The 21,300-nt window shown below is 67.8% G+C and carries 17 protein-coding genes; 5 read left to right on the plus strand and 12 right to left on the minus strand.

Annotated features, from left to right (window positions below):
- Nucleotides 1-167: 167 nt before the first annotated feature.
- The 8 genes from ACF8ME_RS19230 to ACF8ME_RS19265 form a co-directional block, all read right to left on the minus strand.
- Nucleotides 168-1,145, minus strand: coding sequence for a DUF6999 family protein (locus ACF8ME_RS19230; protein ID WP_392417840.1), 978 nt, complete (start codon nucleotides 1,143-1,145; stop codon nucleotides 168-170).
- Nucleotides 1,145-3,106 carry an iron-containing redox enzyme family protein gene (locus tag ACF8ME_RS19235; RefSeq protein ID WP_392417842.1) on the minus strand — a complete coding sequence of 654 codons (1,962 nt, stop codon included), beginning with the start codon at nucleotides 3,104-3,106 and terminating at the stop codon, nucleotides 1,145-1,147. Before ACF8ME_RS19235 ends, ACF8ME_RS19230 begins: the two co-directional genes overlap by 1 nt.
- A gap of 15 nt (nucleotides 3,107-3,121) precedes the next feature.
- Entirely contained in the window at nucleotides 3,122-4,057 is a 936-nt protein-coding gene (locus ACF8ME_RS19240; protein ID WP_392417844.1) for a fatty acid desaturase, read from the minus strand.
- The gene (locus tag ACF8ME_RS19245) at nucleotides 4,054-4,800 is read right to left on the minus strand and encodes a sterol desaturase family protein (RefSeq protein WP_392417846.1); all 747 of its coding nucleotides are present in this window, start codon (nucleotides 4,798-4,800) and stop codon (nucleotides 4,054-4,056) included. The genes ACF8ME_RS19240 and ACF8ME_RS19245 overlap by 4 nt, the downstream gene beginning before the upstream one ends.
- Nucleotides 4,801-4,833: 33 nt before the next feature.
- Nucleotides 4,834-5,826 (minus strand): Bug family tripartite tricarboxylate transporter substrate binding protein, encoded by a 993-nt coding sequence (locus ACF8ME_RS19250; protein WP_392417847.1) that lies wholly within the window; start codon nucleotides 5,824-5,826, stop codon nucleotides 4,834-4,836.
- A gap of 96 nt (nucleotides 5,827-5,922) precedes the next feature.
- A complete protein-coding gene (gene rpoH / locus ACF8ME_RS19255) occupies nucleotides 5,923-6,867 on the minus strand; it encodes an RNA polymerase sigma factor RpoH (RefSeq protein WP_016450157.1) in 945 nt (314 codons plus the stop codon).
- A 272-nt stretch (nucleotides 6,868-7,139) separates the two neighbouring features.
- Entirely contained in the window at nucleotides 7,140-8,207 is a 1,068-nt protein-coding gene (locus ACF8ME_RS19260; protein WP_016450158.1) for a 2,3-butanediol dehydrogenase, read from the minus strand.
- 69 nt (nucleotides 8,208-8,276) lie between these two features.
- Nucleotides 8,277-10,079, minus strand: a complete 1,803-nt coding sequence (locus tag ACF8ME_RS19265) for an NAD(P)/FAD-dependent oxidoreductase (protein WP_016453771.1) — start codon at nucleotides 10,077-10,079, stop codon at nucleotides 8,277-8,279.
- 320 nt (nucleotides 10,080-10,399) lie between these two features.
- Between ACF8ME_RS19265 and ACF8ME_RS19270 the strand changes: the two genes are divergently transcribed.
- Nucleotides 10,400-12,358, plus strand: coding sequence for a sigma-54-dependent Fis family transcriptional regulator (locus tag ACF8ME_RS19270; RefSeq protein WP_016450160.1), 1,959 nt, complete (start codon nucleotides 10,400-10,402; stop codon nucleotides 12,356-12,358).
- Nucleotides 12,359-12,452: 94 nt separating this feature from the next.
- Here ACF8ME_RS19270 and ACF8ME_RS19275 read toward each other — a convergent pair whose 3' ends face one another.
- Nucleotides 12,453-13,250: an SDR family NAD(P)-dependent oxidoreductase gene (locus ACF8ME_RS19275; RefSeq protein WP_043791112.1), complete on the minus strand. Its 798-nt coding sequence runs from the start codon at nucleotides 13,248-13,250 to the stop codon at nucleotides 12,453-12,455.
- 118 nt (nucleotides 13,251-13,368) lie between these two features.
- On the opposite strand from ACF8ME_RS19275, the gene ACF8ME_RS19280 reads away from it, so the two are divergent.
- On the plus strand, nucleotides 13,369-14,268 hold the full coding sequence (locus tag ACF8ME_RS19280; protein WP_392417850.1) for a LysR family transcriptional regulator: 900 nt from the start codon (nucleotides 13,369-13,371) through the stop codon (nucleotides 14,266-14,268).
- Nucleotides 14,269-14,297: 29 nt separating this feature from the next.
- Here ACF8ME_RS19280 and ACF8ME_RS19285 read toward each other — a convergent pair whose 3' ends face one another.
- The 3 genes from ACF8ME_RS19285 to ACF8ME_RS19295 form a co-directional block, all read right to left on the minus strand.
- Nucleotides 14,298-15,290: a tripartite tricarboxylate transporter substrate binding protein gene (locus ACF8ME_RS19285; RefSeq protein WP_047217984.1), complete on the minus strand. Its 993-nt coding sequence runs from the start codon at nucleotides 15,288-15,290 to the stop codon at nucleotides 14,298-14,300.
- Between the two features lie 73 nt (nucleotides 15,291-15,363).
- Nucleotides 15,364-16,206: an alpha/beta fold hydrolase gene (locus tag ACF8ME_RS19290; RefSeq protein WP_392417852.1), complete on the minus strand. Its 843-nt coding sequence runs from the start codon at nucleotides 16,204-16,206 to the stop codon at nucleotides 15,364-15,366.
- 115 nt (nucleotides 16,207-16,321) lie between these two features.
- A complete protein-coding gene (locus tag ACF8ME_RS19295) occupies nucleotides 16,322-17,110 on the minus strand; it encodes an IclR family transcriptional regulator (protein ID WP_016453776.1) in 789 nt (262 codons plus the stop codon).
- A 274-nt stretch (nucleotides 17,111-17,384) separates the two neighbouring features.
- Between ACF8ME_RS19295 and ACF8ME_RS19300 the strand changes: the two genes are divergently transcribed.
- Genes ACF8ME_RS19300 through ACF8ME_RS19310 form a run of 3 tightly spaced genes read left to right on the plus strand, consistent with a single transcriptional unit; the run spans nucleotide 17,385 to nucleotide 21,294 of the window.
- Entirely contained in the window at nucleotides 17,385-18,362 is a 978-nt protein-coding gene (locus ACF8ME_RS19300) for a tripartite tricarboxylate transporter substrate binding protein (RefSeq protein ID WP_016453777.1), read from the plus strand.
- Nucleotides 18,363-18,395: 33 nt separating this feature from the next.
- The gene (locus ACF8ME_RS19305; RefSeq protein ID WP_392417854.1) at nucleotides 18,396-19,187 is read left to right on the plus strand and encodes an enoyl-CoA hydratase/isomerase family protein; all 792 of its coding nucleotides are present in this window, start codon (nucleotides 18,396-18,398) and stop codon (nucleotides 19,185-19,187) included.
- 4 nt (nucleotides 19,188-19,191) lie between these two features.
- The gene (locus tag ACF8ME_RS19310) at nucleotides 19,192-21,294 is read left to right on the plus strand and encodes an acetate--CoA ligase family protein (protein WP_392417855.1); all 2,103 of its coding nucleotides are present in this window, start codon (nucleotides 19,192-19,194) and stop codon (nucleotides 21,292-21,294) included.
- Nucleotides 21,295-21,300 lie beyond the last annotated feature (6 nt).

The raw sequence follows: 21,300 nt of genomic DNA on the forward strand, positions 1-21,300 counted from the left end.
TCGAAGGCGCCGCAAGCCAGGGCAGGAGGCGCCCTGGCGCTGGCAGGGACCCGGGCGTGCGGCCAGGGCGAAGCCGTGCAGGCTAGCGGGCCCTGCGGCTGAATGCAACGTGATGTAACCGTTTTCGCGCCAGATGGCGTCAATCCACCGCTGTTCCTTGACCTGGGTCAGACGGCTGCCGTGCTGCTGGTGCTGCTGGCATGGTCGGCACCGCTGGCCGTTTCGCTGCAGTGGGCGCGGGCGGCTTCGCGCATGCGTGCCAGCTCGCGTGCGGGCAGGGGGATGTCGCCGCTGGCGACCTTCATCAGCAGGCAGTGCAGCATTTCGGTGGACAGTCCGTGCAGCACCAGGCGGTGGCCGGCGCGCAGGGTGGACAGGGGCACCAGCGGGTGCTTGTTGTTGAGCATGACCAGGTGCTCGGGCGAGGCGAGGATCTTGGCCGCATAGATGGCCACGGTCTCGTCCAGCTGCAGCGAGTTGCTGGCGCGCCAGAAGTCGTTGTCGGTCAGCAGCAGCTGGTAGACGGGCGTGTAGACCTCGATGGCGCTTTGCAGGTCCAGCAGGTTCAGGCGCCCGCGCGGCATGTCCTCCAGGCGCAGGGGCGGGTTGCGCAGCATGGAGAAGTCGGGCTCGGCCACGGGCTGCAGTTCCTGGCCTGCGGCGCGCAGCGCGTTGTTCAGGCGGATGACGAAGTTGAACAGGTTCAGGTCGTGCCTGAGGAACAGGTCGTCCTTGATGTCGTCGATGCTGTCCGGCTCCAGCGGTGTGGTGGACACGGGCGTGGGCGCATTGGCCGCGACAAAGGCCAGGATCTGCGAGCCCAGGTGGAAGTGGCGCAGGATGAGCCAGTTGGCCTCGGGCGAGACGAAGCGGTTCATGCTGAAGGCCAGCAGCCGGTGCAGCAGCCTGGAGTGCGCCCAGTTGCGCGGCAGCAGCACCTTGAGGATCTGGATGAGGACGATGCTGGTGCGCGCCAGCGGCCGCAGGAAGGGCAGCAGGTACTGGCGCGAGCCGCTGCTGCAGTCGCGCAGCCAGGCGGCCTTGACGTCGTCGGGCAGCGGCGTGCTCTGGTCCAGGTACAGGGCACGCCAGGGGCTGGGGTCGCGCTCGTCGTGGGGCTGGTCGATGAAGTCTGGCGGTGGCATCAGTTCTCCTCGGTCAGGACATGCTCGAACTGCATCAGGTACAGCGCCGCCGTGTGGCGCGCGGTGCGCACGATGGCCTGCGCCGCCGTGCCCCCGCTGCCGTCTGTGTCGTCTGTGTCGTCCAGCGCCATCACCATCTGCACGGCCATGAGCCAGCGTTCCAGGTGGTGTTCGTCGTTGGCTCCGTGGTATTCCAGGAAGCGGAAGGCATCGGGCGGCAGCGGCAGGCTGGCGCGCAGCAGTGGCAGCAGGCTGGGCACGATGCGCTGGCCCGTGCCTTCGATGATGTAGATGGCGCCCAGCAGGCCGACCGGATTGGGCGTGGCGGCCAGGCCGTGCAGATAGGCGTTGAGCGCCTCGCCGCCGGGGTTGCGGCGCAGGCGGGTGAGGTCGGTCTCGGTGCCGCCGGCCTTGAGGTAGTCCTCGTGCAGGATGCGGAAGTCGTTCTGCTCCTCGCCCGCATGCACGTCGATCAGCGCAGCCAGCGCCGCGTGCTCGCCGGTCAGCGAGGCCGCGCCCTCGCGCATCCACAGGCTGCCCTCGCGCACCTGGGGAACCCAGTGGCTCATCCAGCGCACGTAGTCCGCCGTCTGCAGCCTGCCTGTGCGTATGCGCTGCAGCAGCGGCGTGCGCCACACGCGCGAGCGGTAGTCCTGCCAGAGGCTGGCCAGCTCGGTCAGCAGCGGCGCGAGCGTGGCCGGGGCCTGGTTCGGGTCGTGGGGCGGGGCGATGGTGGAGACATCGGGCAGCAGGTCCGGGGCAGCGGGAGCTTCGGCGGTGGCACTGCGTGCTGCGGCGGTGGCCGGGGTGGCGGTGGGCGCCTGGGCCGCATCCTCCACTTCCAGCAGCATGTAGCCGGCCGTGAAGCGGCCCGATTCGGGAATGAAGCACAGCACCGTGTCGCCGTGCTTCAGGTGTGCCGATTGCGTGCGCAGGAATTCGGCCAGCATCACGAAGATGGAAGCCGCGCCCGTGTTGCCGCGCCAGGCCAGGTTGCTCCACCAGCGTTCGCGCGGGATGCCGAGCTGGGCCTTTCCCAGCAACTCGTCCACCACGGGGATGAAGCGCTCCGACGAGTAGTGGCACAGGAAGTGGTCTATGCCGCGCCCGGGCACCCAGCCCGTGTGCGCCAGGTGGGCGTATTCGTGGATGCAGACATCGAACAGGTGCGGCAGCAGACGGATGTCCTGGCGCAGCGACAGCGCGCCTGCGGCCTCGGCATCGCCCCAGGCGGCAAAGTCCAGGTGGCTGGTGGCGCGGTCGGGCGTCAGGCCCAGCTGCATGCAGACCGGGTAGTCGCCCGCAAAGCTGCGCAGGTGCGTCCAGCGCAGCTTCAGGCGCAGGCCGGGCGCGTCGGGCAGGGCCTGAGGGCCGCCCAGCAGCACGGCGCCTGCGCCATCGGACAGCATCCAGCGCAGGAAGTGGGCGTCGAAATCCGTGTTGTATCCCTGGGCCGCGAAGCGCGAGCGCTTGAACAGGCGCGAGGGCATTTCGCTGGCCACGGCCAGGGCCAGCGAGTCGGGCGCGCGGTCCACGGCCTGGGCCGCCGCCTGCAGCGCGCCCACGCTGGCGGCGCAGACGCCGTGCACGGACAGGGTCTCCATGGGCGGCGCGGCCATCTCGCCCTGGATCATGCTGGCAAAGCCGGGCATGAGTGCATCGCCGCCCGAGGAACCGCTGGCCAGGAAGCCCACATCGCCCAGCGCGCGCCCGGCCTGCGCCAGGCAGTCCTGGATGGCCTGGGCGGCCATGGCCGTGTTGCTGTGCACGGTGCGGCCTTCGGCGTCGATGGCGTAGTGGCGCTGGACAATGCCGTTCTCGGCCAGGATGCGGCGCTTGAGGCGCTCGGACAGGCGGTTGAGCGGCGCCACGTAGGCATCCATGCCTGCGTTGTCCACGGGTTCACCGGGCAGGAACATGCCTGCGGCATGCAGATAGACGTTGGAATAGGCGACGGGCATGGGTTCAGGGTCGTATCAGTCGTATGTTCCGGGAGGCATTTGCGCACGCGTGCGCGCCGGCGGCCAGATCGTGCCGAGCACGAAGACGCGGGCCATGTAGGGTAGCAGTCCGCCCTCGTTGAGCGCGGGGGCCACGCGCTGGCGATAGTGCAGGTCGTGCAGGCGCGTGAGCTCGGACCAGTGGGCCTGGGGCTGCTCGTGGTGGGCCGTGTGCAGGCCGATGTTGAACAGCAGCGGATTGACCCAGCCCTCGAAGTTGCGCGCGTAGTTCAGTGGCGTGGCGCTGTCCAGCCGCTGGCCGCGCGTCAGTGGCCGGCCATCGGCATGGGCGTGCTGCAGGTAGTTGGTGGCCAGCAGCCAGTGCAGGCCATGCAACTGGGGAACGATCACCAGCAGCAAGGCCTTTTGCCAATCCAGCGACAGCAGCAGCGCCCAACTGCCCAGCCACAGCAGGTACTGGCCCATGCAGTAGCGAAAGGCGCCGGGCCAATGCCGCCGCAGCTGGCCCAGCCAGCGCAGGAACAGCGGGTACAGCACCCAGCCGGCCTGCAGCGGGTGCAAGAGGTAGCCCAGCAGATGGTTGTGGTCGCCGCCGAAGCGGTAGGTGCGTGCCATGTCGCGCGGGCCGTGGCGGAAGCGGTGGTGGTTGGCCACATGGGCGGGCCAGAACACGAAGGTCGGGTGGCCTTGCAGCAGGGTGAGCCAGTAGTCGGTGAAGCGGTTGGCCCAGCGCCCGCGCCACATGCGCAAATGCGTGTGGTTGTGGTGGATGACGCCCACGCCCAGCGTGAGGAACAGCTCGATCCCGTAGAGCCACAGGTTCCAGCCATGCTGCCACTGCCACCACACGATCAACGGCAGCGCCACCAGATAGGCCAGCGACTGCAGGTCGCGCCCGTGGCGCAGCCGGGGCAGCCGTGGCTGGACGTGGCGAGCAGGCGGCCGGCTCATTCCGTCCTGGGCCGGGCCGTGGCGGGCAGGGCCACGCGCGTGCGCATCAGCCGGTCCATGAAGGCCAGCGCAAAGCCGTAGTTGCCATTGGGCCGGGCATGGTGCAGATGGTGGCGCCGGCTGGCGGCCAGCGCATGCGTGTCGGACACCCCGGGAAAGAAGTCATAGTTGGAGTGGCCTATGACATTCAGCAGCAGGCTGAGTACGGGCACCGAGGCCAGCGACCAGAAACTGAAGTCATGCACCACCATGGGCAGCAGGATGACGTTGCCCAGCATCAGCGCCTCGATGGGATGGAAGCTGTAGGTGGACCACGGCGTGGTGACGATGGAGCGGTGGTGGTCACCATGAAAGCGCCCCAGCAGCCGCGTGTGCAGCAGGCGGTGGTTGATCCAGAAGTGCACATCGTTCCAGATCAGCAGCACCACGATTTCGACGGCAATGCGCCAGGGGCCTGCATCTGGCTCCAGCCGCGCCCACCCCAATTGCAGAAGGCCCCAGGGCACGATCATGCCGATGCCGAAGATCAGCACCGAATGCAGCGACTGGCGCCATTCGCGGCGCAACTGGTCGGGCTTGAGCGGGCGCGTGTCCAGCACGCGGCCCACGCTGCGCCGCTGCAGCCAGCGCGTGAGCGCCGTCATGCCCCAGCCGCCGGCCAGGTAGAGCACGCCAAAGAAGGCCAGGCCCCAGGCCATGACCTGCCAGGCATTGAGTTCGGTGAAGGCTTGGGCTGCGGTCATGGGGGTGTCAAAGAGGGCACGTCACTGGGCGCATCATTGTGCGCGTATGCCCTGTTCGCGGATGATGCGGCCCAGCGTCGCCACGTCCTGGCGCATGCGCAGGGCCAGCCCTTCGGGCGAGCTGCCCACGGCCTGCCAGCCCTGGGCGGCCAGGCGCGCGCGCATCTCGGGCGAGCGCACGATCTCGCTCACGGCCTCGGCCAGCTTGTGCACATGGGCGGCGGGCATGGCCTTGGGCGCGGCCACGGCGTTCCAGATCTCCAGGTCGAAATCGCCCACGCCCAGCTCCTTGAGGCTGGGCAGGCCCGGCGCCAGCGGGCTGCGCGCGGCCGAGGTCACGGCCACGCCGCGCAGCTTGCCGGCCTGGACCTGGGCCATGGCCAGCGCGGGCGGCAGCATGGACAGCTGCAGGTCGCCGCCCTGGATGGCGTTGAACACCTGCGGGTAGCCGGGATAGGGAATGTGCTCGGGCCTGAGCGCGGAGCGGCTCTTGAGCAGCTCCATGCCCAGGTGGCCCACGGTGCCCACGCCGGGCGAGCCGTAGCTCCAGCGGCTGCCGGCCTGGGCAGCGGCCTCCAGGAAGGCCCGACCCTCGGGCGCGCCGGCCGGCGCCACCAGCACCAGGGGCGCCACGCCGATCAGGCTGACGGGCTGCAGGTCCGTGACGGGGTCGTAGCGCACGGCGGGGTTGAGCAGGCGGGCAATCGTCAGGTTGCCGTTGATCATCACGCTGAAGGTATGGCCATCGCGCGCACGGGCCACCTGCTCGCCTGCAATGTTGCCGCCTGCTCCCACCTTGTTCTCGACGATGACGGGCTGGCCCAGGCGCTTTTCCAGCGGCTCGGCCAGGGCGCGCGCCGTGAGGTCGGGCGAGGAGCCCGCGGGAAAGCCCACGATCAGATGCAGGGGCCTGCTGGGCCACTGGTCGCCCGCCACGGCGGCGCAAGGCAGCAGGGCCGAAGCCAGGGCGGTGGCCAAGGCATTGGCGAAGAGGCGGCGTAGTGGCGAGATGGCGCTGGCGGGCATGGGTGCGTGGGGGCCGCAAAGGCTGCGGGCAATAAAAAACCCGGAGATTATCCGGGTTTGTCTTGAAGCGGCCTGTCAGCCCAGGCCTTCACGCTTTCAGGCGAATTCGGCCAGGGCCTTCTTCATCTTCTTCATGGCAGCCACCTCGATCTGGCGAATGCGCTCGGCGCTCACGCCATACACGGCGGCCAGCTCATGCAGCGTCATGCCGCCCGAGCCGTCATCGTTGACCTTGAGCCAGCGCTCCTCGACGATGCGGCGGCTGCGGTCGTCCAGCGAATCCAGCGCCATGGCAATGCCGTCGGTGGCCAGGTGGTCACGCTGGCGCGACTCGATCATGGCCGTGGGCTCATGTGCGCCGTCGGCCAGATAGGCGATGGGGCCGAAGGCCTGCTCGCCATCATCGCTGGGCGAGGGGTCCAGCAGCACGTCGCCACCGGCCAGGCGCGTTTCCATCTCCATGACTTCTTCGCGCTTGACGTTGAGCTTCTCGGCCATGGCGTCGATCTCGCCGGAGGTCAGCGTGTCGCGCAGCATGGCGCCGTCCTCGGCCATGGCGGCGTCGGACTTCAGGCCCTGCTTCATGGAGCGCAGGTTGAAGAACAGCTTGCGCTGGGCCTTGGTCGTGGCGACCTTGACCATGCGCCAGTTCTTGAGGATGTACTCGTGGATCTCGGCCTTGATCCAGTGCATGGCGTAGCTCACCAGGCGAACGTTCTGATCGGGATCGAAGCGCTTGACGGCCTTCATCAGGCCGACATTGCCTTCCTGGATCAGGTCGCCGTGGGGCAGGCCATAACCCAGGTACTGGCGCGAGATGGACACCACCAGGCGCAGGTGGGACATCACCAGACGCCCTGCGGCGTCCAGGTCACTGTGTTCCTTGAGCTTGCGGGCGTAGTCCTGCTCTTCCTCGAGGGTGAGCATGGGCAGGCGGTTGACCGCGGAAATGTAGGCATCCAGATTGCCCAGAGGCGGCACCAGGGCCCAGGGGTTAGCGGGCGCCAAGGTGGTCGCAATGGAGCCGGAGGCGTTTGTCATTGCAGAGTTCCTTTCTTCCATTCCTTCATATTAGCACTCGTTAGGATTGAGTGCTAAAGCCGAAGTTCCGCGGGTTTTTCAGTCGGTTGCAGAAATCTTCGGCACTGCAAAAGTCGCTTCTGGCTAGTCTGAGCGATTTTTGGAAACCCTGCTTGCCGGCGGGAGGCATGTGTCGGCCCCCGCCGGGTTTTGACCCCTTTGCGCCCGGCTCCGCCGGCGACCGGGCGAACGGCACGAAAGATCCAGGTTCGCGCAGTCGCGGTGCCCAGCGGCTATTTGAACCGTGGCTGCACGATGATCTTCACCGCCGACTCGTTGTTGTGGATCAGCGTGTCAAAGCCCTGGGCCACCAGGTCATCGAGCTGGATGCGCTGGGTGATGAAGGGCTCGAGGTTGATCTTGCCCTCCTCGACCAGCTTGATGGTTTCCTGGTGGTCGTTGCAGTAGGCGATGGTGCCGCGCACGTCCAGCTCCTTCATGACCACGCTGTGCACGTTGATGGTGGCCGGATGGCTCCAGATGGACACGATCACCACCACGCCCGTGGCCTTCGTCGCGGCCACCAGCGTGTCCAGCACCTTGTTCACGCTGGTGCATTCGAACGACACATCCACGCCCTTGCCGCCGGTGAGCTTCATCACCTCGGCCACCACGTCCACCTCGGAGGGGTCCAGGATGTGATCGGCCACGCCCGATTCACGCGCCTTTTGCTTGCGCTTGGCACTGAGCTCGGTGATGACGACGGTCAGGCCCTTGGCCTTGAGGATGGCCGACAGCAGCAGGCCGATGGGGCCGGCGCCGCCCACCAGTGCCACATCGCCGGCCTTCGCTCCGCTGCGGGTGTAGGCATGGTGGCCCACGGACAGCGGCTCGATCAGCGCGGCCTGGTCCAGTGGAATGGCATCGGAGATGGGATGCACCCAGCGGCGCTTGACGGCAATCCGCTCGGACAGCCCGCCACCGCGCCCGCCCAGGCCGATGAAGTTCATGTCCTTGGACAGGTGGTAGTTGTCGCCCGGCCCCGTGGGCACATCGTCGGCCACGATGTAGGGCTCCACCACCACATGCTGGCCGACCTGGATATCGTCCACCCCTGCGCCCACGGCGTACACCACGCCCGAGAACTCATGCCCCATGGTGATGGGTGCGGACTCGCCCGAGATGGGATGCGGGTGGCCGCAGGGCGGGATGAAGATCGGCCCTTCCATGAACTCATGCAGATCCGTGCCGCAGATGCCGCACCAGGCCACTTCGATGCCCACGGTGCCGGGCTCCACCACGGGTTCGGGGATGTCCTCGATGCGGATGTCGCCCCGGTCGTGGAAACGTGCTGCTTTCATGATTGAACTTTCTGTTTTGCAAGGCTGGGTTGGCGGGCGGCACAGCCGCCCCATGGCGATTATTCGGCCTTACCGCAGGTGATGAACTTGCTGCAGGTCATAGACACGCACCGGCAGGCCTTCCTGCCGCGCCTTGAGCTGCAGCGCCAGGTACAGCGAGTAGTGGCGCGACTGGTGCAGGTTGCCGCCGTGGAACCACAGCGCCTCTTGCTGCGTGGGCTTCCACATGTTGCGCTGCTCGCCCTCCCACGGTCCCGGGTCCTTGGTGGTGTCCGAGCCCAGGCCCCAGACCTTGCCCACCTTGTCCGCCACCTCCTGGCTGATCAGGTCGGCCACCCAGCCGTTCATGGAGCCATAGCCGGTCGCGTAGACCACCAGGTCCGCCGGCAGCTCGGTGCCATCGGCCAGCACCACCGCGTTTTCCGACAGGTGGCTGATCTGCTTGCCCGCCTGCAGCTTGATGCTGCCGTCGATCACCAGATCGCAGGCCCCCACGTCGATGTAGTAGCCCGAGGCGCGGCGCAGGTACTTCATGAAAAGGCCCGAGTCGTCATCCCCGAAGTCCAGCATGAAGCCGGTCGCCTCCAGCTGGCGGTAGAACTGAGCGTCGCGCTCGCGGATGCGGTTGTACACCGGCACCTGGAAGTCGGCCATGATGCGGTAGGGCAGCGAGGCAAAGATCAGGTCCGCCTTCCTGGTCGTCACGCCGCTGGCCACGGCGCGCTCCGAGTACAGGTCGCCCAGGCCGATGTCCATCAGCGAATCGGAGCGCACGATATGCGTGGACGAGCGCTGCACCATGGTCACATCGGCGCCGTGCTCCCACAGGGCCGCGCAGATGTCGTGGGCGGAATTGTTGGCGCCGATCACCACCACCTTCTTGCCCGCGTAGGCGTCCGGGCCATGGTGCTGGGACGAGTGCTGCTGCTCGCCCTTGAAGATGTCCTGGCCCTTGATCTTGGGCACATTCGCCTTGCCCGACATGCCGGTGGCGAACACCACATGCCTGGGGCGCAGCACCTGCGTCTCGCCATTGCGCTCCACGGTCACTTCCCATTCCTGCCGGTCCTCATCGAAGCGGGCGTTCAGGCAGTTGGTGGACGGCCAGTAGTTGACCTCCATCACCTTGGTGTACATCTCCAGCCAGTCGCCGATCTTGTCCTTGGGCGCGAACACGGGCCAGTTGTCCGGGAAAGGCATGTACGGCAGGTGGTCGTACCAGACCGGGTCGTGCAGGCACAGCGATTTATAGCGGTTGCGCCACTGGTCGCCGGGGCGCGCCTGGCGGTCGATGACGATGTGCGATACCCCCAGCTGGCGCAGCCGCGCGCCCAGCGCAATGCCGCCCTGGCCGCCGCCGATGACGAGCACGAAAGGCTGCCTGTCGCGGCCCAGTTCCTGGGCCTCCTGCTGGCGGCGCTCCAGCCAGGTCTGGCGGCCACGCCGGATGCCGTGCTCGGCCCCCATCGGGCGGCGCGTGCCCATGGGTTCCTCATGGCCCTTGAGCTCCTGGGCGGCCGTCAGCAGCGTCCAGATGCGCCCGTCCCTGATGCGGACATGGCCGCCGCCGCGCGCATGGCGCGTGTCGATCACGATCCAGGCGGACACCACGCCATCGGCCTCCTCCACCGTCTCACGCTCGTCCAGCGAAAAGCGCACGGGGGCCGCGGCGTCCAGCTGCGCGGCCAGCATGTCGGCGATCTGGCTGCGCCCTTCCATGGTCTTGATGTTCCAGGTCAGCAGCACCAGGTCGCGCCAGTAGCATTCGTCGGCGAACAGGCGGCTGGCGGCCGCGAAGTCGCGGTCTCCCAGGGCATGGTTGAGTTGGTCAAGCATCGCCTTGGCGCGGGCGTTGGGCGTCGTATCGGTCATGGTTGTCTCCTTGATGCGGTCATGCCCGCTGGTTTTTCTTCGGGCAGGCGCTCTTACGCAATCACCATGCCAGGCAGGCCCGGCGGCAGGATGCGCCAGGCAAATCAAGGGGTTGCCTGCGCGCCTCCGGTACAAACCCTGCGCCTTGCACCCCGCTGCCCGGCGTTGCCGCCCGCGACAGGTGGGGCAGCCCTGCGACACCTGTCGCACCAGGCGTGCTGCAGCGCAGCAGGGGCAGTGGGTAAGTCTTGATTGGCGCTGCGCCGCACAGGGCACAGAATCGTCTGCGGCACGTTCAAAGCCCGCATCGACTCCACGCCATGCCCCTGCAGTCCTACGCCTCGCACATCCAGGAAATCGAAGCCTTCGGCCTGGGCTACTCCCACCGCGGGCAGGAGCGCGACCGCGCCGTGCTGCGCAGCTGGCGCCGCTGCATCGACTCCCACCGGCTCGACCCGGCGCATACCAGCGAAGCCCACATCGTCACCGAAGGCCAGCTGCGCGCGCACCGCGAGGAGTCCGAGCCGCTGATCCACATCGCCCGCCATGCGCTGGAGCGGCTGTACCAGCAGCTCAAGGGACTGGACTACGTGCTGCTGCTGGCGGACCGGCATGGCGTGGCCGTGGACTTTCTGGGGCATGAGGCCGACAAGGGCGACCTGCGCCGCGCGGGCCTGTATCTGGGCGCGCAATGGCGCGAGGACCACTCGGGCACCTCGGCCGTGGGTGCCTGCCTTGAGACGGGCGAGGCGCTGACGGTGCACCAGAGCGACCATTTCGACTTCACCCACACCGGCCTGTCCTGCACGGCCGCGCCCATCTACGACATGCGCGGCGAACTCGCGGCGGTGCTGGACCTGTCGCTGCTGCGCTCACCTGCCGAGCGGGCCAGCCAGAACCTGGCGCTCAACCTCGTCATGGCCGCGGCGCGGCGGGTGGAGCAGGCCAACCTGATGGCGCAGTCCGGCCAGGACTGGGTGGTGCGCCTGGCCCAGTCGCCCGATTTCCTCGACGTCGATCCCGACGCCTCCATCAGCGTCGATGCACGTGGCCGCATCCGCGCCATGACCCACGCGGGCGCGCGGCTGTTGGCAGCGGCCGCGCAACTGGACTGGCGCCAGCGCAAGAGCCTCATCGGCCAGCCGCTGGAGCGTTTCTTCGACGTGGACCTGCGCCACCTGTCCGAGCTGCGCCGCAATCGCCCGGCGCAGGAGCGCATCATCCGCGCCCGCGACGGCAGCATCCTCTTCGCCCATGCCATGGAGCCGCAGCGCCGGACACGCCGCCTGCAAGCGCAGGCAAGGCCGGCGCAGCCCCCGCTGCCTGCTGCGCTGCAGGCGCTGGACACGGGTGATGCCGCACTGCAGACGCTGCTGCGCAAGGCCGCGCGGCTCGCACCGCAAGAGCTGCCCGTGCTGGTGCAGGGAGAGACCGGCGCGGGCAAGGAATACCTGGCCCGCGCGCTGCATGCATCCAGCGGCCGCAGCGGCGCCTTCATTGCCATCAACTGCGCAGCCATTCCCGAGGCACTGCTGGAGAGCGAGCTGTTCGGCTACCTGCCCGGCACCTGGACCGGCGGCGCCAGCAAGGGCCGCGAAGGGCTGATTGCTGCGGCACACGAGGGCACGCTGTTCCTTGACGAGATCGGCGACATGCCCCTGGCCCTGCAGGCCAAGCTGCTGCGGGTGCTGTCCGAATCCGAAATCACTCCCTTGGGCGCGCGCGCGCCACGGGCGGTGGCGGTGCGCTTCATCTCGGCCTCGCACCAGCCGCTGGCCGAGCTGGTGCGGCGTGGCAGCTTCCGGGAAGACCTGCTGTACCGCCTCAACGCGGCCGAGCTTCGCCTGCCTGCGCTGCGCCAGCGCAGCGACCTGCAGACCATTGCCGACCAGATGCTGGCCACCCTGGGCAGCCACCTGCACCTGGGCGACGCAGCCCGCGCCGTGCTGGCCGCGCACGCCTGGCCCGGCAACCTGCGCGAGCTGCACAACGCGCTGCGCTACGCCGCAGCCCTGTGCGGCCACGATGGCGACGGCACCATCGAGCCCGACCACCTGCCTGACCACCTGCACGATGCGCTGCACCGCGCACCAGCGCGCACCGCCTTGGCTGGCAATGCCGGCGAGCCCGCCGCACAGGCGCTGGAACAGCTGCTTGCGCAATGCCAGGGCAATGTCTCCGAGGCGGCGCGCCAGCTCGGCGTCAGCCGCTCCACCATCCACCGGCGCATCCAGCAGCTGCAGCTGGGCGTGCGGCATGCCCATTGGCGCGGGACATAGCACGGCCTTCGCCCCAGGGCCCATGCGATGTCCATGGCGGCTGGCCGCGGCGATCGGCCCGTCGGTCGCCGCGCAGGTCAGTCGCAGTGCAAGTTCAGTCGCAGCGGGCGGTCATGCCGCCGTCCACGACAAGCTCGGTTCCCGTCACGAAGCGGGCCTCGTCGCTGGCCAGGTACAGGGCGGCACTGGCGGTATCGCGGCCATCGCCCATGAAGCCCAGCGGGATGCGCCTGACCCGCGAGGCCAGCAGCGTCTCCACATCGCCGCCTGTGCGCTGCCTGGCCAGCCGCGCTTGCACCATGGGGGTGTGCAGCTGGCCCGGCACCACCGTGTTCACGCGAATGCCGTCAGGCGCATGCTGCACGGCCACCACGCGGGACAGGTGGATCACGCCGGCCTTGCTGGCCGCATAGGCGACCTGCGCGCTGCCGGTCCAGCGCAGGCCCGAGGTGGACGCCACGTTGACGATGGCGCCGCTGCCGCGTTCGACCATGTGCGGGAGCACATGCTTGCAGGTCAGAAAGACGCTCTTGAGGTTGATGTCGATCTGGCTGTCCCAGTCCTGCTCGCTCAGCTGAATGGGGCCGCCGGCTGCGGAGCCGCCCACGTTGTTGATCAGGATGTCCGGGACGCCCCAGGCCTGCAGGCAGGCCTGGACCATGGCCTTGACGCTGGACGAGTCGGTGACATCGCAGATGCAGGTCGTGATGGACGCTGCCGCCTCGCCGGCCAGGGACAGCGTTTCGTCAAGCCGCGCCTGGTCACGGTCCACCGCCAGCACCTTCGCGCCTTCCTCCGCCAGGCGCACGGCCATGGCCCTGCCGTTGCCCCAGCCTGCTGCCACGCATCCGGCCCCCGTAACGATGGCTATCTTGGACTTGAACCTGCTCATTGGCTTTCCTCATGTGACACGGTGGAGCCGCTGTGGCAAGCGGCGATGCAGGCCAGTTTGCGATCGATGCCGGCAAAGTTAAACTGGATGGCGCCTATACCAGCTATGTTGAATACCTATGGATCTGCGCCAACTGGAGTACTTCGTCGCCGTGGTGGAGCACGGCAGCATCAGCCGCGCGGCCGTGGCGCTGAATTTGGCGCAGCCGAGCGTGAGCCGCCAGATCGCACTGCTGGAAGAGGAGCTGGGGCAGCGGCTGCTGGACAGGACAGGGCGCGGCGTGGCAGCAACCGCGGCCGGGGAGACACTGCTGTCGCATGCACGCACGATGCTCAACTCGGCCAGCCAGGCGCTGTCCGATCTCAAGGAAATGCATGCCGAGCCCGTCGGCAGCGTGGTCGTGGGCCTGCCCCACCGGGTGGCGGCAAGCCTGGCCGTGCCGCTGATACGGGAGTTCCGGCGCCGGCTGCCGCATGCACTGCTTTCGGTGGTGGATGGGCTGAGCCTGTCCTTGCGTGAGGGAATGATTGCGGGCCGCATCGACCTGGGTCTGATGTTCGACCCCGCTCCGACGCCCCTGCTGTCCTACGAACCCCTGATGCGCGAGTCCATGCTGCTGGTGGCTCCCAAGGGCTACCGGTTGCCGTCGCGCATCGGCCTTTCGGCCCTGGCGGACTTTCCGCTGGTGCTGCCGGGCACCCATAACCCGATACGCAGCCTCGTTGACGCCGTCCTGCTGCCGCGCAAGATTCGGCTGAACGTGGTGGCCGAGGTGGGGGCCGTGCACACGGCGCTGTCCGTGGTGGAGGAGGGACTGGCTTGCTCCATTCTTCCGGACAGTGCGTTGAATCTGGCCGGTGCCCGCACTGGCATACAGTCTGCGCCCATCGGCCCGCCGGCCATACGCAACCAGCTCGTGCTGGCCATGCCCAGGGCGCGTCCCGCGAACCGGCTGATCGCGGAAACCGCCAAGTTGCTGCGCGAGCTTGACTTTCGCAAGGGCGCCCGCGCCGTGTAGGGCATGCCTCCCGGATCGGAAGCGGCAGGTCAGTCGATGCGGATGCCCGCTTCCCTGACGGCCTTGCCGATCTTGTTCAGGTCGTCAGCGATCAATTTCCGAAACTGCGCAGGACTGGACTTCGCGGGGACAAAGGACAGTTCGGCGAACCTGGATTTCAGCGACGGCGCCTCCACGGCCTTTGAAATTTCGGTGTTCAACCTGTGGGTGATGTCTGCGGGCAGGCCGGCCGGGCCCCAGATTCCGTACCAGGACAGGAGCTCGAACCCGGCAATGGTGCCCTCCGCCAGCGTCGGCACATCGGGCAGCGACGGGACGCGGGTCTTGCTGGTGACGGCAAGGGGCCGCAGACGGCCGGCCTGCACGAAGGGCATGACACCCGGCATGGGCGAGATGGCCGCGGAGACATGGCCGCCGATCACGTCCGTCAATTGGGGAACGGCACCCTTGTAGGCGACGATGTCCATCTGCAGGCCAAGGGCCCGGTTCAGCATCTCTTCGCTCAGGTGGCTGGTGGTACCCAGGCCGGAAGTCGCCCAGGTGTACTTGCCTGGATGGGCCCTGGCCAGTTGCACGAACTCTGCCACGGTCCTGACGGGCAACTCGTTGGTGACCGCCACGATCAGCGGCACGTACCCGATTTGCCCCACGGGCGTGAAGTCACGCTCGGCGTCATAGGTTTTCTTGGAACTGACCAGCGGCAGGTAGGCATGGCTGGAGGCATTGAAGATGAGCGTGTATCCGTCAGGCTTGGCCTTCTTGACCTGCAGGGTTCCCAACAGGCCGGAAGCCCCCGGAACGTTCTCGATCACGATGGCCTGGCCCAGCTGCCTTTGCAGTTGGTCGGCCACCAGGCGGCCCACGGTGTCGATCGAGCCACCCGGCGTGTACGGAATCACCATGCGGATCGGCTTGCCCGGATAGTCTTGCGCGCACACCAGGGTGCAGGTAGCCCAGGCAGCACAGGTCATGGCGATCTTCCAGGCTTTCCTGATGGCGGCTGCGGGCGTGTGGATGGTCATCTTTGTCTCCTGAGCACTGTTTCTGTCCGGCGCATCCCCGAAGGGGGCGGGTGTCTTGCGGGCAAGGGCTGGCCTAGGCGGCGTACACGCGGCGCGTGAATGCCGCAATGGCGTCTGCCATGGCAAGGGGCTGCTCGGGCGCCAGGGCGTGGCCCGCGTCGGCAATCACCTGTTCCGTCACCCGCTCGCCCAGGCAGGACTTCATCACATGGGGGGTCACGACCGCGTCATGCTCGGCCCGAAGGTCCAGTATGGGAACGGTCGTTCCTGCGCTGAAGTAGTCATCGACGGGCGTGACGCGCCGTGCATGGCCTTGCGCTTCATGGGCCTGGGCGTTCCACCCGTCCAGCCAGGCGCTGGGGTCATGTCCCGGGGCAAAGAAGGCGCGGCGCAGGCAGTCCAGGCGCTGCTCCCTGGACAGCCGTGCATCGCCCGCGCCATCGATTGCGTCCCGCAGGCGGCCGTACGGCTTTTCGTCCGATCCCGGCGGCAGCTTGCCTGCCGAGGCGGCGGCCATGACGACGCCGCGCACCAGGTCCGGCCTGTCGGCCGCCAGCATGCGCGCCGGCTGGCTGCCCCAGGCATGACCCACGACCACGACAGGGCCGGTGGCTTCGTGGTCGATGACGGCGGCGACGTCGGCTGCGAAGTCGTGCAGCGTCAGCCCCTGCATGGGGCCACGGCTTTGGCCTATGCCCCGAGGCTCGGGGCGCAGTACCCGCAGCCCTTGCGCCTGCAGATGGCGGGCAACGACGTCGTAGTCCCGGCCGGAACGGGCCAGCGATGGCAGCATGCAGACGACCGGCCCTGCGCCCTGGTCCGCATACTCGATTTGAATCTCGTCCTTCGCAGCCTGCGGGCGGTAGCGCACGAGCCGGCGAGTGACGCCGGTTGTCTCCAGATGGGTGTTTGTCATGCCGCCAGTCTGGGTTTCGGGCGCCATTGCGATAAGGCAATGCAGCCTATATCAGCTATGTTTTTTCCCTATGCAAAGCGGGCCGCCCGCAGGTGCGCGGAACGGCGGGCAAACCTCACCGTTTCTCCAGCAGGCTCTGAATCTGGCGGCCCAGCTGCAGCAACGCCGGGTGCAGCTCCTGCACGATGGCTGGCACAGGCTCCGTCGTGGACACGCTGCAGTTCAGGACATAGATGGCATCGGGTGTCACCAGCGGCGTGGCCAGTGCAACCACTTCCGGCTGCCACGATGCAGCGCAGAAGCCTTGGCTTTTCACGGACCTGATGGCCGCCTGGATCTGTTTTTCCAGGTCGCGCCATTGGGCGCCTCTCTTGAGCCTGAAGCTGTCGAACAGTGCCTTGCGCCTGGCAGGCGGCGCCACGGCAAGGTAGGCACGGCCCAGCGACGTCAGCTCCATGGGCACGCGCTGACCCGACACCACATGCCTGAGCACAATCCGGCGGTTGTAGCGGATCGATTCCAGATAGACCATCTCGTCCCTGTCGGGACAGGCCAGGCCCACGTTGATCCTGCGTGTCTCGGCGAGGGTGCGCATCAGGGGGGCCGCCATCGACAGCACCGTCGATCCGGTACGCATGGCGTGTGCCAGGCTCAGGACAGCGGGAGCCAGGCGAAAGGCGCGGCTTTGGTGATCGGCCTGCAGCATGCCGCAGCCCACCAGGGTCTGCGTCAGCCGGCTCACGGTGGCCTTGGACAGTCCGGTGCGTTCCACCAGGTCGCCGTTGCCCAGCAGTTCCGACCCGGGCCTGAACGCACGGAGTATTTCGATGCCTCTTTCCAGGGAGCGGTTGCTCGGGGACTGACCGGGCTTGTCATGGAGTATGGGGGATCGCCTGTGGGTCATGTTGCTGCCGCCTGCGGGAGGACCGGTTCATCCTCGGTTGAAAGCCTGGTTCTTGCTGCACAGGCGCAGGCGCCTGATGGCGTGGAGTATTCCACCGAAAGGATGGCAGATGAAAACGCAAGTCCTGGTGCGCTCGCTGTGCGGTTTCACTGGTTAGAACATGGGGGATCACAACTGCGGCGCGTTTCCCTAAGCTTTCACCAATCCGTCGCCAGCGTCATCGCAACGCTTGCGCATGGAACGGACCTCTGCCCATAGAACCAGGAGACACACCATGCTTCGTTTCGCCGCCCGCCGTTGCGCCAGGGCCATTGCGCTCATTGCCGTGCTCGCGACTGCCTGCAACGCAGTCTTTGCAGCTTTCCCGGAAAAGCCCGTGCGCCTCGTCGTGCCCTTCGCGCCCGGTGGCGGAACCGACCTGATCGCACGCACGCTGGGGGCCGAGATGGCCAAGGACCTGGGCCAGCCCGTCATCGTGGACAACAAGCCCGGTGCCGGCACGATCATCGGCACCGACAACGTTGCCAAGAGCGCGCCGGACGGCTACTCCGTGGTCGTGGCTTCCTTCGCGCACGCCGTCAATCCGGCGCTGCAGGCCAAGCTGCCGTACGGGAGCAACAAGGCCTTCGCGCCGGTGATCCTGATCGGCCGCGGCCCCAACGTGCTGGTGGTGCCCGCCGCCAGCCCGTACAAGACGGTGGCGGACGTGATGGCCGCCGCCAAGGCCAGTCCCGACAAGCTGACCTATGCCTCGCAGGGCGCAGGAACGTCGGCGCATCTGGCGGGTGAGCTGTTTGCCAACCTGGCCAAGGTCAGGATCACCCATGTGCCCTACCGTGGCGCAGGCCCGGCACTCACCGATCTGATGGGTGGCCAGGTGGACATGATGTTTGCCACCGCGGCGGCGGTCTCCACCTTCATCGACAACGGCAAGCTGCGCGTGCTGGGTGTGACCACGGCCGAGCCGTCTGCGGCCTTCAAGGATGCGCCGCCCATCGCCGTCACCGTCCCGGGCTACCGCGTCGAGAGCTGGTACGGCCTGTACGTGCCGGCCGCCACGCCCGCTGCCGTGATCGAGCGCCTGAACACTGCGGCCCGCAAGGCGGCCCGTTCGCCGGACTTTGTTCGCAAGCTGGAACACGAAGGCCTGGTGGTCAATGCCGGGCCGGCGGCGGAACTGGACACCTATGTGCAGGCCGAGGAAAAGCGCTGGGCCCAGATCGTCAGGCAAAACAACATCCATCCCGATTGATCGCATTGCCCGCGATCACCTTGAGAGCACGCCATGAACTACGAACTGATCCAACTGAATGTCGCCGATGCGGTGGCGACCGTGACCCTGAACCGCCCTGACAAGCGCAACGCCATGAGCGATGACATGCGCACCGAGTTCATCGATGCCCTGGAGCGCGTGGCGGCAGACAAGGCCATCAAGGCCCTGGTGCTGACAGGCGCGGGCAAGGGCTTTTGCGCAGGCGGGGACATTGCCGGAATGCAAAGGCGCATGAACGCGCCTGCGGGCGAGGTGGGCTTCAACGGCTGGCAGCGCCAGCAGCGCGTGCACCACGTCCAGGCCCTGTTGCACACCATGCCCAAGCCCGTGATCGCCGCCGTCAACGGCGCAGCGTCGGGCCTGGGCGCGGACACGGCGCTGGCCTGTGATTTCGTCATCGCCAGCGAATGGGCCAGCTTCGCGTGGAGCTATGTGCTGCGCGGCATCATCCCCGACGGCGGCGGCATGTACTTCCTGCCGCGCCGCGTGGGCCTGGCCAAGGCCAAGGAGCTGATCTTCACGGGCCGCCAGGTCAAGCTGCCGGAAGCCCTGGCCCTGGGCATCGTGGACCGCCAGGCCATCGCCGAGACCTTGGTGGCAGAGGCCCAGGCCTGGGCGCGCGAGCTGTCCTCGGCTTCTTCCACCGCGCTGGCATTGACCAAGACCATCCTGAACCAGAGCTTCGAGCTGTCTTCGCACGATGTCTTCGCACAGGGAAGCCAGGCCCAGGGCATCTGCTACACCAGCAGTGAACACCGCGCATCGGTGGAGGCCTTCCTGGCCAAGACGGCCGGCAAGGAATGATGCCATGAGCGAAGCCATTGCCAAGCTGCTGTCGCCGCGCAGTGTCGCCGTCATAGGCGCCTCTGCCGACCTGAAGAAAACCACGGGCCGCCCGGTGGCCTACCTGCAAAAGCACGGGTTTGCCGGCCGCATTCTTCCCGTCAATCCGCGCGTGGAGCGCATCGGCGATCTGGCCTGCTATCCCGATGTGGCCTCGTTGCCTGAAGTGCCCGATGTGGCCGTGGTGCTGCTGGGCGCCGAGCGTGCGCACCTGGCCGTCAGGGAACTGTCGGCGCTGGGCTGCGCGGCAGCCATCGTGCTGGCCAGCGGCTATACGGAAACGGGCGAGGACGGGGCGCACCGCCAGCGGCAGCTGATCGAGGCGGCCGGCAGCATGCGCCTGCTGGGGCCCAACACCATCGGGCTGGTCAACCTGACCGACCGGATCGTGCTGTCGCCTTCTGGGGCGCTGGAGATGGACGAGTTCCCCGCGGGCGGCATCGGCGTCGTCTCGCAAAGCGGCGGCATCCTGGGTTCGCTGCTGTCGCGTGCCGCCGCGCGTGGCATCGGCCTGTCCAAGCTCATCTCCACCAGCAACGAAGTGGATCTGGAACTGGCCGACTTCATAGACCACCTGGCCGATGACCCGGCCACCAAGGTGATCGCGCTGTATGTGGAGACGGTGCGCCATCCCGCCAGGTTCCGTGCCGCCTGCCTGAAGGCCGCGCGTGCCGGCAAGCCCGTGGTGGCCTTCAAGATCGGCCGCTCCGAGGCCGGCGCCAAGGCCGCCGTATCGCACACGGGCGCCATGGCCGGTGCGGATCGCATGTACGACGCGCTGTTCCGGCAGGTCGGCGTGATCCGTGCGCAAAGCTTTGCGGACCTGCTGGACGTGCCCGCTGCGCTGGCCACGGGCCGCAGGCTGCGCGGCAGGCGCATCGCCATCCTGACGTCCACCGGCGGTGCGGGCACCCTGGTGTCGGACGATCTGGGCGTGGCCGGATTCGACACGCCGGCCCCTGACCAGGCGACCGCCGACGCACTGCGCGCGCTGCAGACCGGCAGCGAGGCCGTGCTGGACCGCAACCCCATCGACGTGACCCTGGCGGGCCTGCGTCCCGACCTGCTGCGCGGCGCCATCAATGCCTTGCTGGCAAGCCCCAGCTACGACGCGCTGGTGATCATCGTCGGCTCCTCCAGCCTGGCCATGCCCGAGCTGCTGGCCGGTGCCATCCAGGACTGCCTGCCCCACTCCGACAAGCCGGTGCTGGCCTACGTCAGCCCGCATGCGCCGGAAATCGGCGCGCTGCTCACGCAACGCGGCGTGCCGGCCTTCGCTGCGGCGGAAAGCTGCACGGCCGCGCTGGCGGGCATGCTGCGAGTCAACGGCTTCCAGGGTGCGCCTTCCGAGCTGGTCGTCGGCAAGGACACCCAGCAGGAACTGGACCTGCCCGTCGGCTGCCTCGATGAAGCGCAGGCCAAGGCCGTTTTCCGCCGTTTCGGCGTGCCGTGCGCGGCCGAGCGTGTGGTGCGCACCGCCGAAGAGGCCGAAGCCGCCGCGCGCGAACTGGGCGGCCGGGTGGTGCTCAAGATCCTTTCGTCCCGGATCACGCACAAGAGCGATGTGGGCGGTGTCGCCGTCGGCCTGACGACGCAGACCATAGGTGCCCGGTTGGGTGCGATGGTGGCCGACGTGCAGGCCAGGGCGGGCGTGCGCCCGGACCGGTTCCTGGTGCAGCAGATGGTGGCCGGCGGCACCGAGCTGATCCTGGGCCTGCACAAGGATGCGCTGGGCACCGCCGTGATGCTGGGCATGGGGGGCGTTGCGGCCGAATTGTTCCAGGACACCACGCTGCGCCTGCTGCCGGACGATGGGACACAACTGGGTGTGCTGAGCCGCTCAGAAGCGCTGGACATGGCCAGGGAGCTCAAGACCTGGCCGCTGCTGGACGGCTTTCGCGGCCGCCCCAAGGCGGATGTCGATGCCCTGGCCGATGCCATCGTCGCGTTCTCTGCGATGGCCGCCCAACTGGGCGACCGCGTGATCGAGGCGGAGATCAACCCGGTGTTCGTGCTGCCGCAGGGCCAGGGCGTGTGCGCTGCGGATGGTGTGCTGGTTCTGGCCTGAGGGGCC

Origin of the sequence: Delftia sp. WSY_7, assembly GCF_043104845.1 — a bacterium.
GTDB lineage: Bacteria > Pseudomonadota > Gammaproteobacteria > Burkholderiales > Burkholderiaceae_C > Comamonas > Comamonas tsuruhatensis.